An 18,986-nucleotide genomic window follows, 5' to 3' on the forward strand; every position below is an offset into this window, starting at 1 on the left:
ACCCGGCAGCGGCCGAGCAGGACATTATTCTGAAAAAATTCACTTTGACTATTTTACCACAAAAAGAGGGAGAAAGTGAATATCTCTCCCCCAAAAGACTAATGATTAATTTTTGTCAGTAATATGCTCCGCCTTTAAACGATTATGTTCAGCAAGAGTTTTCGAATAAAGGACCCTTCCGTCTCCTGTTGCAAGGAAATACAGATAATCTGTTTTAGCAGGCTTTAAAGCTGCCTCAATGGATATCTTTCCTGCATTTGAAATCGGCCCGGGAGGCAATCCCTTATTTTTATAGGTGTTATAAGGAGACAGAACTTTAAGGTCTTTGTAAAATACCTTTTTCTGATGCTGGCCTTTTGCATATAACACTGTCGGATCAGTCTGCAGAGGCATGCCTTCTTTAAGGCGATTATAAAAAACAGAAGCTATCTTGCTGCGGTCAACCTGCTCCGTTGCTTCTTCCTCTATTAATGAAGAAATCGTCAAAAGCTTATGCGGTGTGAATTTTCTTGCCGCTATTTCACTTTGATAAGGACGAAGAGATTCATCTGTTTTCTTAAGCATTTGGGAAACAATTTCATCCAGTGAAGGATTTGTTTTGTAAAATTCGTATGTGGCTGGATACAGATAGCCCTCTAACGGATACATCACGTTTTTATTGTAGATTTCATCCTTCAGCAAATTCGGATATTTTTCCCTCATTTTCAGTACGAATGCTTTATTGTTCATCTCTTTAAATACTGTATCCGGCTGCCTCCCTGTTTTATCGGCAATGATTCCCGCAATCTGCACCAGCTGCTTGCCTTCTGGAATCGTAATTTTCAGCGCAGCTTGCTTCATGACCTTCCCGGTTTTGATGCTGCTGACAATTTCCTTGAAATTCATGGAAGGTGATAGCTTATACTTCCCTGCCTGAAATCCGGCTTCGTTCCGGAACTTGATATAGTACTTAAATACGCGCGCGTTTTTAATGATACCTTTGCTTTCAAGTATCTCTGAAATCCCTCCGATTGAAGAATTGATCGGGATTTCAACCACTTTGACGCTCTTATCATCAGGATCTGCCGGCTTAAGCGCCGAACTGACGTAAAAGTATCCTCCAATGCCGAAAGCGGCTCCAAGAAGCACAATCACAGCAATGACGATCAAAATGACCTTCCTCACCACACGCGCCTCACTCTGGCGCTCCAGCAAGCCTTCCCGTATGTATTGCTTCTTCGTTATCTTATTTTTCTCTTTATCATCCATTCCAAATACCCCCTGCACGTCCAAACATTCACGCACCTGCAGTCCTTCTGACAGGAAGCCTGCTCGATTATTATACTAAAAACAGCCAAAAAATACATACAAATCACAAAATAACAGTAAATCCAGCAAATTTCACTCCTCTATTAATGACAAACAACCCCACACTTTGTCAAGAAAACGTTTTATATGCGGGGTCAGACCCCCAAAAATAGTACAAATTTGCGCATGAAAAAAGCAGGCTCTTTTGTGAGCCTGCTTTTTCTGCTTTGTTACTCGCCTTCTTCTTCTTCAAGGTAAGTGTTCAGCATTTCTTCAATCATGTCCCATTCTTCGTCCGTTTCAACTGGAGATAGCTCTCCGTCTTTGTTGTCTTCGCTTGGTACGAATGATGATGCGTGAATTTCGATTTCTTCTTCATCGTCGTCAGCAGAGATCGGGTAGTATAGTACATAAGATTTTTTGAATTCGTCAGAGTCAAATGTGAAAAGAACCTCACAAAGCTGTTCGTTTCCGTTATCGTCTACAATTGTAATATTATTTTCGCCATGTTCCATATTATTCACCTCATAAAGTATTGGCTTGTCTGTCAAGGAATCCCTGAAGAATCATGACAGCCGCCATTTTATCAATTACTTTCTTACGCTTGCTTCTGCTGACATCCGCTTCTAACAGCACCCGTTCAGCAGCCATTGTCGTAAGGCGCTCGTCCCAGAGGAAGACAGGAAGCTTGAATTTTTTCTCCAGGAGCTTGCTGAACTCCTGGCTTGCTTCCGCCCGCGGGCCCTCTGTTCCGTTCATATTCTTAGGAAGGCCGACAACGATTTTGGATACCTCATGCTCTTTGATGATTTCTCCTAATCGCTTAATGCCGAAATTCCTTTGATCTGCATCAATCTTCACGGTTTCTATACCCTGTGCAGTCCAGCCCATCGCGTCGCTTACCGCAACGCCGATGGTTTTTGAACCTAAATCAAGTCCCATAGTGCGCATGTATTATTTTCCCTCTCGATGGTGCTTCAAATACGATTTAACCAATTCCTCGATGATTTCATCCCGTTCCAGCTTGCGGATGATGTTTCTGGCATCCTGGTGGCGCGGAATATATGCCGGGTCACCTGACAAAAGATACCCTACAATCTGATTGATGGGATTATAGCCTTTTTCCTGAAGGGCATTATGCACCTGGATAAGGACCTCTTTTACATCTTGTTCAAACGGTTCTTCGGGAAAATTGAATTTCATCGTTTTATCAAAGGAACTCATATAATGCACCTCTCTTTTTGCGTTCAACAGCAAGAACGGGTTCGGTCTCCTGATTCAATTGTACAACACTTCATATGCTTATGATATGGATTTTACCCATTCCTCAACAAAATTAAGCGCTGCATCCAATTTTTCGGGATCTTTTCCGCCTGCCTGAGCCATATCCGGACGGCCGCCGCCTCCACCGCCGCAGCGGGAAGCCACTTCTTTGATCAATTTGCCGGCATGATAGCCTTTTTCGATATAATCCTTTGTAACTCCTGCAATAAGATTTACTTTATCTCCTTGTGCAGAGCCTAGTACTATAATGACAGAATTCAGCTTCTGCTTCAAATCATCAGCCATTGCACGTAGATTATTCATGTCTGTTCCCTGTACGTTAGCTACAAGTACCTGAACACCGTTGATTTCCTTCACGTTGGATACAAGATTAGCTGCTTCAATGTTGCTTAGCTTTGAAGACAGGCTTTCATTTTCCCGCTGAAGGTCCTTCATTTCGCCAAGGATGCCGTCAATGCGGACAGAAAGATCTCTCGGGTTCGCCTTCAATTTTGCACTGGCTTCCTTAAGCAGGGAGATTTGATCGGCCATTTGCTTATAAGCAGATGCTCCAGTCACAGCCTCAATTCGGCGTGTGCCTGCACCAATTCCGCTTTCTGAGACAATTTTGAACAGCCCGATTACAGCCGTATTTGGCACATGGCATCCGCCGCAAAGCTCAAGGCTGTAATCCCCGATGCGGACTACCCGCACGATCTTGCCGTACTTTTCGCCGAACAGTGCCATGGCGCCCATGGCTTTTGCTTCCTCGATGTCTTTATAATTTATGTTCACATCAAGGCTTTGCCAGATTTTCTGGTTGACGATTTCCTCGATTTGATCTAACTCCTCAGGCTTAATTTGGCCAAAATGAGAAAAATCGAAACGCAGACGGTCATTTTCAACCAAAGATCCTGCCTGATTGACATGTGTGCCTAAAACATCCTTCAAAGCCTGATGCAGAAGATGTGTGGCTGTATGATTTTTCACTATGCCGCCTCTGTTTACCTGATCCACAACAGAAATGATTGTATCATCCTGCTTCAAAGTTCCAGCTGCAACACTGACTCTATGAAGATTTTGGCCATTTGGCGCTTTGTGGACATCAAGGACATTGAGCTTTACATCTTCGTTTACCATTGTGCCTTTATCTGCAATCTGTCCGCCGCTTTCCGCATAGAAAGGCGTTTCGCTCAAGATGACCTGAACCTCTTCCCCTTCATGAGCCTCAGTGACAAGCTCGCCGTTTTTAATAATGGCTGCCACGGTTCCTTCTGCTTCAAGCTTATCGTATCCGACAAATGTGCTTTCTACCTTCACATCGCCTAACACTCCGCCCTGAATCTGCATCGAGTCCACATCCTGGCGTGCTGCACGCGCCCGCTCACGCTGTGCTTCCATTTCACGCTCAAAGCCCTTTTGGTCGATCGTCATACCGCCTTCTTCTTCAGCATACTCCTCTGTTAATTCAACAGGAAAGCCATAAGTGTCATAAAGGCGGAAAACGTCTGCACCCTGAATGATGGTGCTTCCTTTTTCTTTTTCCTTTTTCATCACGTCAAAAAGGATAGCCAGTCCATCATGAAGTGTTTCGTGGAATCGTTCTTCTTCATTTTTTACTACTTTAGCAATAAATTCGGCTTTATCCTTCACCTCAGGATAGAAATCATACATGATTTCGCCGACAACCGGAACCAATTCATACATAAACGGCCGGTTGATGCCGATTTGCTTAGCATAGCGGACAGCGCGGCGCAGCAGGCGGCGCAGTACATAGCCCCGTCCTTCATTTGAAGGGAGAGCACCGTCTCCTACAGCAAAGGTAACAGTACGGATATGGTCAGCAATGACTTTGAACGCCGTATCTTTTTCATTCTCCACGCGATACTTTTCGCCTGAAATCCCTTCAACAGCATGAATGATCGGCATGAACAAATCTGTATCGAAGTTTGTCGGAACATCCTGCACAACAGATGCCATGCGCTCTAGTCCCATACCTGTATCAATGTTTTTCTTTGGCAGCGGAGTGTAAGAACCGTCCGGATTGTGATTAAACTGTGAGAACACCAGGTTCCAAACTTCAAGGTGGCGCTCATTTTCTCCGCCAGGATAAAGCTCGGGATCGTTAGGGTCATCGCCGTAAGCAGGTCCGCGGTCATAGAAGATTTCTGTATTCGGACCGCTTGGGCCTTCGCCGATATCCCAGAAGTTTTCTTCCAATCGGATAATCCGCTCAGCAGGAAGGCCGATTTTTTTGTTCCAAAGCTCAAACGCTTCTTCATCTTCCGGGTGAATCGTTACAGCAAGCTTCTCCGGATCAAAGCCGATCCATTTTTCATCAGTCAAAAATTCCCATGCCCATGTGATGGCTTCTTCTTTGAAGTAATCGCCGATTGAGAAATTTCCCAGCATTTCAAAAAATGTATGGTGGCGTGCCGTTTTTCCGACATTTTCAATATCGTTTGTACGGATTGCTTTTTGTGCATTTGTAATTCTTGGATTTTCCGGAATGACCCGGCCGTCAAAATATTTCTTCAGTGTTGCGACACCTGAATTGATCCAAAGCAAAGATGGATCATCATGCGGAACAAGCGGAGCACTTGGCTCAACATTGTGGCCTTTTTCTTTAAAGAAATCCAGATACATTTGGCGTATTTGTGCGCCTGTCAGCTTCTTCATCATTTTATCCTCCCTAAAATAGACACGTTGGCGTCCCGTCCGGGCATGGGGTTTAATGCAAAAAACCGCAAACAAAAAACTCCCATCCCCTGACAGGGACGAGAGTTAGCTCGCGGTACCACCCTGATTATGAGTCTAATTACAGCACTCATCACCTTCATCATAGCCTTAACGCGGCGTAACGGCAGGTTTTAGCTGCACTCCGGACTAGCTTTCTGCTGTTCTTCATCTGGAATTCCTCTCAGCCATGGAAATTCCTCTCTTATGTGCAGGGCACGAAGATGGTCTACAGCATACTCGATCCTTCAACGATTTTTCATTCTTATGTATTGGATTATATTCACAACAAACCGCTTTGTCAACACTGCAGTTAATTTCCCCTGCTTCCTGCCGGTCCATACTTTGTGCGCTGCATAAAATGGTATCTTGCATGCAGCACAAACACTTTGATCACGGCCAGGATCGGCACAGCCAGAATCATGCCGAAAACCCCTGATATTTCTCCTCCAATAAGCAATGCAACCATAATGAAGATTGGATGCATATGAAGACTTTTCCCGACAATAAGGGGCGAGAGGATATTTCCCTCCAAAAACTGAAGCACAAGCACGATCAGGATGACGAAAATCATCATCTTTACTGACATCGATGCTGCAATAAGCACGGCCGGCACTGCCCCGAAAATTGGCCCAAAATAAGGAATGACGTTAGTAATCCCAATAATGATCCCAAGCAGAAGCGGATATTTTATCCCAACCAGCCAAAACAGGAGCGCTGAAATAGCGCCAATGCTTATGCAAACAAGAATTTGGCCCCTGATATAGCCTCCAAGTGACACATCGACATCCCTCAGGAAAGCCATTCCCTGTTTCCGCCATTTTTTCGGAGTCAAATACCAGGCCATTTTTTTTATCAGGGCAAAGTCCTTTAAAATATAAAAAGCAATAAAAGGTATCAGAGATAAAAGCACGATAAAATCAAATATTCTCATCAAATATCCCATCACAACGCTCATCAAGTCATTCAGACGGCTTTCGAGCAGCTTCACACTATCCTCAAGGCGCTCATGAAAGCCAAATGGCCAGGAAGCTGTCTTTTTCTCCAAAAGATCCATTAAGTAGCGATACTGCCTGATCACATCCGGCGCACTGTCTGACAGCTCGCGAATCTGCGTGGTCATTGCAGGTATGCCTTTATATAGAGCAAGTCCCAGACCTCCGAAAAAAATCAGGTAAATGATCACAATCGACCATCCCCTCTTCATGCCCCGATGATGCAGGATCTCAACGACAGGATGAAGCAAATAGGAAATAAATGCCCCGATAAACAACGGCAAAAGCACAGTGAAACCTACCGTCACAACAGGCTTCCAGATCGGCTCAAGCTTCATGAAAATATAAAGTACAATAAATAATAGCAGCAGAAAACCAAGCCGGTAAAACCACTTAAGCCGAATATCCATTGAATCCGCCTCCTTGTGGTAGTTTTCGTGACTTTCCGGATTTTCATGCAAACCTTGAGCACTAAAAAACTCTTGTTGCTGAATATCTAAAAAACCCTGCCATGTGACAGAGTTTTTTTACATGCCAAACATCCGGTCATTTTCTTCAAATAAGTCATCAAGAGAGCTTAAGCTGCCATCCTCTTCTACCTGATGAGTATTGATCATTCCATCTGCCACGGACAGTTCTATAAAACAATTCCAGCAATAATACTGATTTACGCCAATTTTCCCGATATCCTTGCTTCTGCAATTCGGACATTTCATTTCCAAAGAAAACACCTCACAGATCATAGACAGAAACAATAATGGCGTCCTTGCCTAGAGCTGGAGGAAGGCCGCATTCGACCATGCGCCTGCCCTCCGAAATTTCCGAAAAGAAACCATCTGTTGTTTCATATGCTACAATCGTGCCCATTTTTTCCTGGAAATATACGTCATGTAAAAGGCCCAGTTCTTCTCCCTTTTGGGACATGAGCATTTTCCCAAACAAATGATCTCCGCTGAACTTTTGCAGATTCTGCGGACATTTAATCTGCCGGAGTGATGAATCATAATCCTCAATCACAACTCCGTGCTCTCCAAAGGAATAAACCTGCCCGAGCGGGATATAATAGGTTTTCTTAAAAAAAGCCTGCTGATGGACAATCACACCCGCTACATGCCCGTCTCCTGATATGGCCAGATCACATATCATGCCAACCCGCTCTCCATCCTTGGAATACACTGGCAGCCCCTTAATTAAAGAAAATGTGCACATCATCCCGCCTCCGTTCAAGTTTTTTTCTGTTACATCGTTCCTAATCGCGCCTCTCTAAGAGCTATACCATGATAGTATCCGTGATTTGCCTGCAAGAAATAAGGTGAAAGGTTTTCCATAGGGGCTTGCACGAGTATTTTTTTCCATATAAATGGATAATAACTGCCGAATCTACCCCTATTCGAGCCAAATTCATCATGATTAGACGAAATCAAGCATGAATCGAGCGAATTCAGCCCTCATTCGAGCCCGTTCAAAATAGACACCATATGCACAAAAAAAATGCCCCGCCTACATAAAGTCATAAGGCGTGACATTTTTCATTCCGATCATTGGATCTGTTTTCATAAGCGCTGCTGCGTAATCTTCAGCTGTTTCTGCTGAAATCTCAGCAGGTATGCTTTCGTTATCAGCGTCCTCATTTTCATTCATGCTTTCCTGGAGCCGTGTGAGCAGTGTTGTTTTTCTTATTTCATTATTCCGCTCCACGCCCATGCGAAGGGCATCTTCTTCACCGCAAAGGATAAGGAATTCCTTACTCCGGGTGATTCCTGTATAAATCAGATTGCGCCGCAGCATTCGGTAATAGCTTTTTACAACAGGAAGAATGACGATCGGGAATTCGCTTCCCTGTGATTTATGGATCGAACAGCAATACGCGTGAGTAATCTGCGAAAGCTCCTGTTTGGTGTAGCTGACCTCAATTCCTTCAAAGGAAATAATGGCCTTATCCACAGAATCTGTATTTTCCTTGGCAAAAAGGATAGAAACGATTTCTCCCATATCACCATTAAACACTCCGTTCTCCGGCTGGTTCACAAGCTGAAGGACTTTGTCACCTGTCCGGAAAATCACATCGCCAAACTTTAATTCTCTGCGCTTTTCATTTTCATTGCTGTTAAATACTTCCTGGAGCATTTTGTTTAAAGCGTCAATTCCGGCAGGCCCCTTGTACATCGGAGCCAAAACCTGAATGTCCCTTGCTGTGTATCCTTTTTTACGGGCATTCTGTACAACCTTTTCTATTACCTGTGAAATCTGGCCTGTACTGCATTTTAGAAACGAACGGTCTCCCTGCTGCTTTTCCACATCAGGAGGAAGGCTGCCGCGCTTGATATCATGGGCAAGCTCAATGATGGAGGAACCTTCTTCTTGGCGGTAGATATGCTCAAGAGCCACTGTCGGCACACAATTTGACCCAAGCAGATCCTTCAGCACCTGGCCTGGTCCGACAGAAGGCAGCTGGTCTTCATCCCCGACAAGAATCAGCTGGACATCATCAGGAAGGGCCTTGAACAGCTGCTGTGCAAGCCAGGTGTCGACCATGGAGGTTTCGTCGATGATGACAATCCGGCCATTGATCGGGTTGTCTTCATCATGGGAAAATCCCTCGCTTCCATTCCATCCAAGCAGGCGGTGAATTGTGACAGCAGGCAGCCCTGTCGATTCTGCCATCCTTTTGGCCGCCCGCCCTGTTGGAGCAGCAAGCACAAAAGGAAATGGATCATCTTCTTTTATGTAATCTTTTATTTCCATGGACACTCCATGAAGCTCACTGTATAGCTCAACAATCCCTTTAATGACCGTAGTTTTCCCTGTACCGGGCCCTCCAGTCAAAATGAGCATCGGAGACTGTAGCGCCGTCTGGATCGCTTCCTTTTGCGCAGGTGCATAGTCTACACCAAGCCGCTCTTCAAGCTTTCCAAGGGCAAGCAGAAATTCAGACTCCGGAAACTGATCCTGATATTGGGTTTGCCCGAGAATCCGTTTAATATTGGTTACAATCCCTTTTTCAGAATAATAAAGAGATGGAAGGTAAACCCGCACGCCTTCCGTGATAATCTTTCCTTCTTCTCCCAGTTTGACGATTTCCGAGGAAATATCAGTAAATTCTATACGATCCCGTTTATTTTCTTCCAAAAGTTTTTTGACGCTTTCCAGGAGTGCCTCCGCTTCAAGATATGTATTGCCTTCCTGAAGACACTGCGATTCAAGGGTATATAAACAGGCCGCCTTAATTCTGTCCGGATGGGAACCAGCTATTCCAAGCTGATATCCAAGCTCGTCTGCACGCCCGAAACCAATCCCCTCAATATCTTCTACAAGCTTGTAGGGATTGCTTTGAAGCATGGAAACAGTGTCCTGCTTGTACATCTGATAAATCTTCATCGACAGCTGCGGGCCAAATCCGTATTGATTCAGGGCAATCATCACCTGTTCGAGCCCCTGATGCTCAATCAGCGTGTCATAAAATGCCTTCGCCTTTTCACCGGATAGCTTTGGGATTCCGTCCAGCAGGGAAGGCTGTGCAAGGATTTTTGAAATTGCGTTCTCCCCGACAGCCTCCACGATGCTTTCGGCTGTTTTTTTTCCGATTCCCTTAAAGAGATCGCTTGATAAATAATTAATGATTCCTTCTTTCGACTGCGGCATTTCTTTCCGGAAATGCTCGACATGAAACTGCATCCCGAAACGAGGATGCTCTTTTAAAATCCCATAAAAAGTATAGGTCTCATCTTCATGAATACGAGGGAAGTAGCCAGTCACAACTGCTTCCTTTTCATCATAGTTCAGATTGGTCTCATCAACACGGATCCGCACAACCGAGTACATATTGCCTTCATTATGAAAAATAGTGACAAGCTGGCGTCCCTTCATAAACGGTTTTTCCTCTGAGAACAAATCCAGCGAATCCTGCTGTCCCATAGCGCTTCCCTCCTTTCATGAGGATAAATTAATTTTCTTCTGTATCAGAAAGCGACTTAATCAGCTTCACACCGTGTGCTGCAAGCATATGGTCAGGCTGAACCTCAAGCGCTTTTTCAAAATACTCCAAAGCCTTCTCGGCATTTTCAAAATATCCGGCATAAGCAACTCCCAGATTATAATAGGCATCACCATGATTAGGATCCTGCTCTACAATTTGTTTCAGCTGATTAACCAGCTCATCATAAAGCTCAAGACCTGCCAGGCTTAATGCAAACTGAAATCTTGCGTCAACATCGGCCGGATTCAATTCAACGGCACGCTGCAGGTAGGGCATGGCCAGTTTCTGCTGATCCAAAGCCATCAGCGAAAGTCCCAGCATAAAGTATGCATCACTGTTATCCAAGCCGTTTGAAACCGCCTTTTGAAACATTTCAGATGCCGCTTGAAACTTCTCTGTATCATAATATAAATTGCCAAGCGAATAATAAGCAGCCGCAGCTTTCTCATCAAGGCCGATAGCCTTTTGGTAAAAATTCTCCGCTTTATCAAGCTCACCTACTGCGGTAAGCACATTCCCGAAATTAATATATGCCACAGGATCCTTCGGGCTTTCTTCAATCGCCTCTGAAAATACCTTTACAGCTTCTTCATACTTGCCTTCTTGCATAAACTGAATTCCTTGCTGATTTTTATCCATAATATCTCACGCTCCAATTTTTCTACATTAAATTATATCATAAAATTAAAAAACAAAGCTCCCTGGAAGATGTGCTTCCTGAATATAAAAGGACACATATAAGGTCCATTCATCAAAAATCTCATTCTGATTTTAGCTCACTGAAAATCTTGCATTTTTTGATTTCCTGGTGACTTTCATATATTCTGACACAAAAAAAGAATAAAAATATAGACTCTTTAGAGGCTGTTCAGGAACTCCAAATCGAAAAAAGATCGGTAATTTACTTATTCTAAGAGAATCGCGCTTGTTATTTTCCAGTTAATTGGATAACCACTCCTAATTATGCTTTGATTAGAGCCAGCTCTACTTCCATTAGAGCGAAATCCAGTCCCATTCGAGCCAGATTCCCAAGGATTCGAGCCAAACCGAAATTCCGTCCTGAAATGAGAAACCCATAGAAAATTTTTTCTCCTGTTTTTACTGCAAACAGCTGCATCATATCCGGATAGTGAATCGGCCTCATTGAAATCCTATTCCGGACAGATCATTTCCATTAAATAACAAAAAAGTCAAATCCCTCAAGTAAGGAATTTGACTTTTTTAATGCAATAGACTGATTGGAGCCTGTTTGCAAGACTCCTGCTGGCTCAACGCACGCCCCGCGGAAAGCGGAGCATCCCTTAGCCTCAATCAACCTGTCAATGTAAAAAAGGCTAATCTTTAAAGACTTTTTCAGCGGCCTCTGATTTCACTCAGGAGTTTGCCCGATATTAACCCACATAGGTTAATTTTTTACCGTCTTTAAAGATTTCATCGATCGTTCCGCCGCCAAGGCATACATCACCATCGTAAAAAACGACAGCTTGACCTGGAGTGACTGCACGGATTGGCTCGAAGAAAATCACTTCCACATCTCCGTCCTCTTTCACCTTGACAGTTACCTTGCTGTCCGGCTGGCGGTAGCGGAATTTGGCAGTGCATGTGAATTCTTTAGCAGGTGCATGGTCCGCCACCCAGCTTACATTCACTGCGTTAATGGAATCCGAGTAAAGTTTTTCATTGTCAAAGCCTTGTCCTACATACAAGATGTTTTTCTTAAGATCTTTTCCAATGACAAACCATGGTTCCCCGCTTCCGCCGATTCCAAGTCCGTGGCGCTGGCCGATTGTGTGGTACATCAATCCGTCATGACGGCCCATGACTACACCATCCAGAGTTTCCATATTGCCTGGCTGTGCTGGAAGATAGCCGCTGAGAAATCCCTTGAAGTTTCTTTCGCCGATAAAACAGATTCCTGTTGAATCTTTTTTGGCGGCAGTGGCAAGGCCTGCTTCCTGGGCCATTTTACGGACTTCTTTCTTATCGATACCTCCAAGCGGGAACATCACTTTTTCCAGCTGGCTTTGAGTTAATTGGTTCAAGAAATACGTCTGGTCTTTATTTTCGTCCACACCGCGGAGCATTTTGTAGTCTCCATCGCGGAATTCCACCTGGGCATAATGGCCGGTAGCCAGATAATCCGCACCAAGGCTGACTGCATGTTCAAGGAAAGCCTTGAATTTGATTTCCTTGTTGCACATTACATCAGGGTTTGGTGTTCTTCCTGCTTTGTATTCATCCAAAAAGTAGGTAAACACTTTGTCCCAGTATTGTTTTTCGAAATTTACTGCGTAATATGGTATGCCGATCTGGTTGCAGACGGCAATTACATCGTTGTAATCTTCTGTTGCGGTGCACACACCGTTTTCATCGGTATCGTCCCAGTTTTTCATGAAAATCCCTACTACATCATAGCCCTGGTTTTTCAGCATGAGAGCTGCAACAGAAGAATCGACTCCACCAGACATGCCGACTACGACACGGGTGTCTTTTGGCGCTTTATTCATCTTTCTGCTCCTTTAAAACTTTATTTTAACAATCTGCGAATGATTTTTGCGGTTTCCTCCGCTGCCTGCCTTACTTGTTCTTCCGTATTATTCAAACCGAAGCTGAACCGGATTGAGTTTTTCGTGCGTTCGGAGTTTTTCCCGAACATCGCTACAAGAACATGTGAAGGCTCAATCGAACCGGCTGTACAAGCAGATCCGCTGGATACTGCGACACCTGCCAAATCCAGGTTGACGAGCATCGATTCGACATTTGTTCCCGGAAAGCTGAAGTTGATTACATGCGGCAGCGTGTTTTCCAGTGAGCCATTCAGCTCATACCGGACGCCATGTTCATTCATGACAGAAAGCATAATGTTCTTAAATTCTTTGTACTGCTTAGCCTTTTCTTCTCTTGAAGCTTGGGCAATGGAAGCTGCTTTTGCAAACCCTGCGATCGCCGGCACACTTTCTGTGCCCGCTCTACGCTTGCGTTCCTGATCGCCGCCATAAAGATGCGGCTGATGTTTGACACCATTTTTCACGTATAAAAAACCGATTCCCTTAGGGCCATTGATCTTATGCGCCGAAACAGAAAGCAAATCCACTCCGAGTTCGTTCACATCCAAATCCGCCAATCCATAAGCCTGTACAGCATCAGTATGGAAATAGGCTTGATGGTTCTTTAGAATCCGGCCTATTTCGCCGATAGGCTGCACTGCGCCGGTTTCATTATTGGCATACATTATGGAAACAAGGATCGTATCATCTCTTAAAGCCTTCTTTAAGTCGTCTGGAGAAACGATTCCTTCCTCGCCGACGGGCAGATACGTGACCTCAAACCCTGATTTCTCGAGAAAATGGCATGTATGAAGAATAGCATGATGTTCAATTTCAGTGGTAATAATGTGCTTGCCCCTCGCTTGGCTGCTAAAGGCAATTCCGGTCAGTGCGGTGTTATCTGCTTCCGTGCCGCCACTTGTAAAAATGATTTCATTTTGCCCGGCACCAATGCTGCCTGCAATCACAGCACGTGATTCATCCAGAATATGCCGTGCTTGCCTGCCAAATGAATGGATGCTGGACGGATTCCCAAAGTCTGCTTCCATCACCTTCATCATTGTACGAATGACTTCCGGATGCATAGGAGAGGTTGCCGCATGATCCAAATAAATTTTTTTCACTTTTTTCCGCCTCCAATAAGAAAACCAGCCAGCACCCTGAAAAATCAAGCGCTGGCAGGTGTAGAATTAGATATAATACATATACGAATCTTCCTCGCCGCTGTCATTATAATTGGCAAGGTCATCAAGCGTTGTGCTGTCCAGAACATCCTTGACAGCGTCTCTGATGCGGATCCAAAGCTGGCGCTTGACCGGCTCTTCATCCTCAATTCCCTCAACAGGGGTAATCGGACCTTCAAGCACCCGGATAATATCTCCGGATGTGATTTCCTTTGGGTCGCGTCCAAGCACATATCCGCCATAAGCTCCGCGGATACTGCGGACAAGCCCTGCATTTCTAAGAGGTGCAATCAGCTGCTCCAGGTAGTGCTCGGACAAATCATGCGCATTGGCAATCGATTTCAGTGAAGTCGGGCCATCTCCATGTTTTTTTGCAAGCTCAATCATAATAGTCAAGCCGTAACGGCCTTTTGTTGAGATTCTCATAGTTTTTACACCTCAATTTTTTTTGATGCTTTAAATCTATATATGTGATTCTTGGTTTAGTGTTTTAAAACCGCAGTCGGCACAAGAAATTATAGCACACAACCGCCACAAATGCATTTCCCCTTCATTATATAGTATGATAAGGACAGAAACCTACTTGATTTCCAGGAGAGGTGCTTATGAATATTAAACCGCTCGCTTTCCGTATGCGTCCCCATTCGATTGAAGATATCATCGGACAGGACCATCTGACAGGCGATGGAAAAATTATCAGCCGCATGGTCAAAGCCAAACAGCTTTCCTCCATGATTCTATATGGTCCGCCCGGCGTCGGAAAAACATCGATTGCAAGTGCGATAGCTGGCAGCACCAAATTTGCTTTCCGCACACTGAATGCCGTTACCAATAATAAAAAAGATATGGAAATCGTCGCAGCGGAGGCGAAAATGTCAGGCAGGGTCATCCTTTTGCTCGATGAAGTCCACCGTCTCGATAAGGCCAAACAGGACTTCCTGCTGCCATATCTTGAAAATGGAATGATTACGCTCATCGGTGCCACCACAAGCAATCCGTATCATGCAATCAACCCCGCTATCCGGAGCCGCTGCCAGATTTTTGAATTAAAACCGCTTGAAACAGATGATATTGTGACAGCACTGGTGCGGGCCCTTGAGGACAGCGAACACGGTCTTGGCACTTATAAGACTAATGTCAGCAAAGAGGCACTCACACATCTTGCACAGGCATCGAACGGAGATGTCCGCAGTGCGCTGAATGCACTGGAGCTTGCTGTCATTTCAACGGAACCTGATGAAGACGGGACAATTGCGGTAGATCTAAAAACCGCTGAAGAATGCATCCAGAAAAAGAGTTTTTCACACGACAAAGACGGAGATGCCCATTATGATGTGCTCTCCGCTTTCCAGAAGTCCATCCGCGGCAGCGATGTGAACGCAGCCCTGCATTATCTGGGCCGTCTTGCTGAAGCAGGCGATCTTGTCTCGATTGCCCGCCGCCTGGCCGTGATTGCTTATGAAGACATCGGCCTCGCGAGCCCGCAGGCCGGAGCGAGGACGCTTGCCGCGATTGAAACGGCCGAACGCCTCGGTTTTCCTGAAGCGCGGATTCCGCTCGCCAATGCCGTCATCGAGCTCTGCTTATCGCCAAAATCAAATTCCGCCATCATGGCCATCGATTCGGCCCTGGCAGACATCAGAGCAGGCAAAAGCGGTGATGTTCCAGATCACTTGAAGGACGCCCATTATAAAGGGGCAAAAGAGCTCGGCCGAGGAATTGACTACCTTTATCCGCACAATTATGAAAATGGATGGGTCAAACAGCAGTATCTGCCAAACAAACTCCGCGGCAAACAATACTACCAGCCCAAAAAAAGCGGTAAATTCGAGCAGGCTCTCAGTGCCGTATACGAAAAAATTGAAAAAGCCCCCCAGCCCGGCAAACGCTGACCGGAATCGGGGGCTTTTTGCATATAATGTTTTTTTCCAGTACTAGCTTTGAAGCGACGTTTTTCCTGATCGTTTTTCTTTACGCTGTAGAATTCCCGATGCAGAAGCAACTCCTATGATAACCAGGCAGGCTCCGAGCAGCTCGGCCAGTGTAATGTGTGTACCAGTGAAAAATGAAATCAGCATAGTGACGACCGGGACGATGTTAAAGAAAAGGGATGTTTTTGCTGCACCAATTTCTTTCATTCCTTTATTCCACCACAAATAGCCCAGCACGGTTGTGAAGATGCTCATACATGCAACCGCGATCCATACACCAATTGGGATAGAAGGAAAATGAATAGATTCAGAGCTTGCCAGGGACACAGCTATCAGGCAGACAGCACCGATTAACATGCTGTATGCGGCAGTTGCTAAAGGAGTGCTGCTTTTCACAAAGCGGCGGCCATATACACCGTAAAACGCCCAGCAGATATTTCCGCCTAAAATAATAAAATCACCTGCTGAAAACGACAAACTGGTCATCATTTTAATGGAGCCCTGAGTGAGAACAAAGATGACACCCGCAAGCGCAATACCCATTCCGGCCGCTTGCTGGAAATGAATTGTTTCCTTCAGGATAATCCGTGCTAAAATGGCTGTCACTAAGGGATTGGTAGCCATGATCAGCGCACCGTTTAATGGGGATGTGAACTTCAGCCCTATAAAGAAAAGTGCATTGAATCCAAAGACCCCAACCACTCCGAGCACTGAATAAGACATGAAGTTACCCTTGATTTGCAAAGGTTTAATGCCCTCCCGGAACCCAAGGATAACCAGCATGATTGCAGCAGCCAAACCAAATCGGCACGCTGCAGCAAATGAAGCTGGAATATAAGCAATGGTGTATTTAGCCAAATTGAATGTGGCTCCTGTAAAAAGGGAAAAACCGAGTAACAGGAGATAAATTTTTGCATGCTTCATGATTTTTCCACCTCCCCATCCATAAGGGAGTGATAAATCTCAAGTTTGGATTTTGTCATCAAGATAATAGTATCCAGCTCTTTTCTTTGCTGCTCCATCTTTTCTAGATGCTTCGATAACAGCCTGATCCGCAAATTCAGCGAGGGCATGATTTCTTCTTTTGGCAGTGACTCAGTTTTCTCCAAAATACATCCATCCTGAACAAATTCCTGGATATCCGCCAGTGTCATCCCCGTTTGCTTTAAGCTTTTTAAAAACTTCAGAAACGCAATATCCCCATCTGTATAAAAACGCTTATTGCCCTGTCTTCTTTTAGGAGGCGGAAGGATCCCGGCCTTTTCATAATATCTTATTGTGTATGCACTGATTCCTGCCCGCTCTGCAGCTTCACTGATACTGAACAATTTCATCCCTGCTTTCCAATATTCTTACAATTAATCTACTACTTAGAGCAAACTCTAAGTCAATAGGTTTTTATGAAAATGGGCTCTATTGATTTTAATTTGGGGGTTTAGCTGATTCTTACACGGTTTTGTGCTGGTGTAAGGGTGCTTTTAACAGAATCATGAGGCATTGATGATTATTATGCAGCTTTTTTTGAAGGATAATCTCATTAAAAAATAGGCTGTTTTCGTAAACTTTGTTGCTATTCAACAAGTGGTTGATTTCCGCTCCAGGATGCTCGCTTTCCGCGGGGCGGGCGGTGAGCCTCCTCAGCTACGCTTGCGGGGTCTCACCTTCCCGCTAATCCCGCAGGAGTCTCGCACCTTACGCTCCAATCAACCTGATTTAACAATATGATTGCCTCACAGAACTCATTAAAAAACAACAATCTTTAAGAAAAGAGCCTAAAAATAAAACAAACTTCCCAATTATTATTGAGATCAATTATCGTACTTAAATCAAACCATAATGTGACAGAATACGACTGTCATATTATGGTTTTTTTAGGAGAAATGCATAAAAAAATAACTGGTTAAATCATCCATATGATAAAATTTGGTTAGAGAATAACTTTACTATAGAGGAGGGTAATTGTGACAAGACGGGGTGCTGGTGTTGTATTTATAGCTGTTTCTGCTTTTTTAATATCCGCAAAATATATATGTGCTGCCATATTCTGTTCAAATGTGACAACTTGGAACGATACCATATTTGAGAACTTATTAATGTTTATTGGAAAACCACTAAGTACTTTAAGTATTGGAGCTTTAATTTTAGGAGTCTTGTATCTTGTTTGGGGAGAATATGATGCCATAATGAGTAAAAAATCTAAAGGTGAATAAAAAATAGTAAATCATTAGACGTGTATTGTTTATTCTATAGACAGGGTTTTGATACACAGGCTTATTGCAAATTTTACTTATCAGGGATCACTCCTTCTTTTTGTACTAATCTCATATAAATCTCCATGTTAATGTCCACATATGCAGGGACTCCATAGTCAAAAAAGACTTTCGCCCCGTATCGATCTTCTTCTTTGCCTCAGCATATTGCACGCCCGGGAAAGAAGCCCTTCCACAAAGAAGGGCCTACCATACAAATATATCAATGCGCCAATTCAGATTTGATTAATTCACCAGTTACAGTATCTATGCTGAAATGCCAGGTGTTTCTTCCATACTTGTCTGCTTGTGCCGGACTGCCCTCACAGACAACGGTTGGCTTTTTATCAACAGATGATAAATAGGAAAGCTTATATTCTGGAGGAGCGGCTGTTTCAAAAGCCAGTGCCCCATCTAAACGCCAGCCCAGTAACTTTGTATTTCCCTGTCCGTCAGCGGCAATGGCGAGTACAAGAGATTCCATCGTATACAATCTCGCATTTTCCAGGTGTTCACATTGAACCTCGATCATCTTACCGTCATATTCCCAGGTGATCGAACCTGATGTTTTGTCAAAGGCCAGAATTTCTTTTCCGTCAAATGTCAGGTAATGAATGTTATTTTCGGAAAAATTTTTGCCGCATACAATGTATATATAGTTCTCTTCCGCATCTAAGTTGGCAAAGTTAATATTGGATAGTGCAACATGTACTTCTTTTCCCTCATATGTCCAGCCGGCACTTTCTAAATCCCAGGAAAAATCTATAATTTCCATACTCAAACTCCTTTATTTAATGGCTCTATTCATCTTGTCTATCG

Annotated in this window: 19 protein-coding genes; 2 read left to right on the forward strand and 17 right to left on the reverse strand. The window is 44.2% G+C overall.

Translation table 11 applies throughout. From position 1 onward, the window contains the following. Positions 1 to 105: 105 nt before the first annotated feature. From mltG to cymR, 14 genes are all read right to left on the reverse strand, one after another. The gene (gene mltG / locus ACN6MY_RS18475) at positions 106 to 1,248 is read right to left on the reverse strand and encodes an endolytic transglycosylase MltG (RefSeq protein ID WP_419881482.1); all 1,143 of its coding nucleotides are present in this window, start codon (positions 1,246 to 1,248) and stop codon (positions 106 to 108) included. A gap of 269 nt (positions 1,249 to 1,517) precedes the next feature. Next, the gene (locus tag ACN6MY_RS18480) at positions 1,518 to 1,802 is read right to left on the reverse strand and encodes a DUF1292 domain-containing protein (protein ID WP_071350569.1); all 285 of its coding nucleotides are present in this window, start codon (positions 1,800 to 1,802) and stop codon (positions 1,518 to 1,520) included. Positions 1,803 to 1,812: 10 nt separating this feature from the next. Beyond that, positions 1,813 to 2,238, reverse strand: a complete 426-nt coding sequence (gene ruvX / locus ACN6MY_RS18485; RefSeq protein WP_071350570.1) for a Holliday junction resolvase RuvX — start codon at positions 2,236 to 2,238, stop codon at positions 1,813 to 1,815. 3 nt (positions 2,239 to 2,241) lie between these two features. Continuing rightward, positions 2,242 to 2,511: an IreB family regulatory phosphoprotein gene (locus ACN6MY_RS18490; RefSeq protein ID WP_419881483.1), complete on the reverse strand. Its 270-nt coding sequence runs from the start codon at positions 2,509 to 2,511 to the stop codon at positions 2,242 to 2,244. Between the two features lie 78 nt (positions 2,512 to 2,589). Continuing rightward, entirely contained in the window at positions 2,590 to 5,229 is a 2,640-nt protein-coding gene (gene alaS, locus ACN6MY_RS18495) for an alanine--tRNA ligase (protein WP_419884215.1), read from the reverse strand. Positions 5,230 to 5,599: 370 nt separating this feature from the next. Next, entirely contained in the window at positions 5,600 to 6,691 is a 1,092-nt protein-coding gene (locus tag ACN6MY_RS18500; protein WP_419881484.1) for an AI-2E family transporter, read from the reverse strand. 117 nt (positions 6,692 to 6,808) lie between these two features. After that, positions 6,809 to 6,997, reverse strand: a complete 189-nt coding sequence (locus ACN6MY_RS18505) for a hypothetical protein (protein ID WP_419884216.1) — start codon at positions 6,995 to 6,997, stop codon at positions 6,809 to 6,811. A 16-nt stretch (positions 6,998 to 7,013) separates the two neighbouring features. Next, positions 7,014 to 7,493, reverse strand: coding sequence for a PRC-barrel domain-containing protein (locus tag ACN6MY_RS18510; RefSeq protein WP_419881485.1), 480 nt, complete (start codon positions 7,491 to 7,493; stop codon positions 7,014 to 7,016). Between the two features lie 288 nt (positions 7,494 to 7,781). Continuing rightward, positions 7,782 to 10,196, reverse strand: coding sequence for an ATP-dependent RecD-like DNA helicase (locus ACN6MY_RS18515; RefSeq protein ID WP_419881486.1), 2,415 nt, complete (start codon positions 10,194 to 10,196; stop codon positions 7,782 to 7,784). 28 nt (positions 10,197 to 10,224) lie between these two features. After that, entirely contained in the window at positions 10,225 to 10,896 is a 672-nt protein-coding gene (locus tag ACN6MY_RS18520; protein ID WP_419881487.1) for a tetratricopeptide repeat protein, read from the reverse strand. A gap of 322 nt (positions 10,897 to 11,218) precedes the next feature. Beyond that, positions 11,219 to 11,401: a hypothetical protein gene (locus ACN6MY_RS18525; protein ID WP_419881488.1), complete on the reverse strand. Its 183-nt coding sequence runs from the start codon at positions 11,399 to 11,401 to the stop codon at positions 11,219 to 11,221. Positions 11,402 to 11,648: 247 nt separating this feature from the next. Then, positions 11,649 to 12,764, reverse strand: a complete 1,116-nt coding sequence (mnmA, locus tag ACN6MY_RS18530; protein WP_419881489.1) for a tRNA 2-thiouridine(34) synthase MnmA — start codon at positions 12,762 to 12,764, stop codon at positions 11,649 to 11,651. 20 nt (positions 12,765 to 12,784) lie between these two features. Continuing rightward, on the reverse strand, positions 12,785 to 13,927 hold the full coding sequence (locus ACN6MY_RS18535; RefSeq protein ID WP_419881490.1) for a cysteine desulfurase family protein: 1,143 nt from the start codon (positions 13,925 to 13,927) through the stop codon (positions 12,785 to 12,787). Between the two features lie 66 nt (positions 13,928 to 13,993). Beyond that, a complete protein-coding gene (cymR, locus tag ACN6MY_RS18540; protein ID WP_419881491.1) occupies positions 13,994 to 14,413 on the reverse strand; it encodes a cysteine metabolism transcriptional regulator CymR in 420 nt (139 codons plus the stop codon). A 179-nt stretch (positions 14,414 to 14,592) separates the two neighbouring features. On the opposite strand from cymR, the gene ACN6MY_RS18545 reads away from it, so the two are divergent. Then, the gene (locus tag ACN6MY_RS18545; RefSeq protein ID WP_419881492.1) at positions 14,593 to 15,879 is read left to right on the forward strand and encodes a replication-associated recombination protein A; all 1,287 of its coding nucleotides are present in this window, start codon (positions 14,593 to 14,595) and stop codon (positions 15,877 to 15,879) included. Between the two features lie 42 nt (positions 15,880 to 15,921). Here ACN6MY_RS18545 and ACN6MY_RS18550 read toward each other — a convergent pair whose 3' ends face one another. Together ACN6MY_RS18550 and ACN6MY_RS18555 are read right to left on the reverse strand one after the other, a co-directional pair. Next, positions 15,922 to 16,842, reverse strand: a complete 921-nt coding sequence (locus tag ACN6MY_RS18550; RefSeq protein WP_419881493.1) for a DMT family transporter — start codon at positions 16,840 to 16,842, stop codon at positions 15,922 to 15,924. Further along, positions 16,839 to 17,252 carry a MerR family transcriptional regulator gene (locus ACN6MY_RS18555; protein ID WP_419881494.1) on the reverse strand — a complete coding sequence of 138 codons (414 nt, stop codon included), beginning with the start codon at positions 17,250 to 17,252 and terminating at the stop codon, positions 16,839 to 16,841. The genes ACN6MY_RS18550 and ACN6MY_RS18555 overlap by 4 nt, the downstream gene beginning before the upstream one ends. A 627-nt stretch (positions 17,253 to 17,879) precedes the next feature. On the opposite strand from ACN6MY_RS18555, the gene ACN6MY_RS18560 reads away from it, so the two are divergent. Next, positions 17,880 to 18,128, forward strand: coding sequence for a hypothetical protein (locus tag ACN6MY_RS18560; protein WP_419881495.1), 249 nt, complete (start codon positions 17,880 to 17,882; stop codon positions 18,126 to 18,128). A 262-nt stretch (positions 18,129 to 18,390) separates the two neighbouring features. Here the strand turns inward: ACN6MY_RS18560 and ACN6MY_RS18565 are convergent, their stop codons facing one another. Then, complete coding sequence (locus ACN6MY_RS18565) at positions 18,391 to 18,942, reverse strand: hypothetical protein (protein WP_419881496.1); 552 nt, start codon at positions 18,940 to 18,942, stop codon at positions 18,391 to 18,393. Between the last annotated feature and the right edge of the window lie 44 nt (positions 18,943 to 18,986).

Origin of the sequence: Peribacillus sp. B-H-3 (assembly GCF_048572925.1) — a bacterium.
GTDB lineage: Bacteria > Bacillota > Bacilli > Bacillales > DSM-1321 > Peribacillus.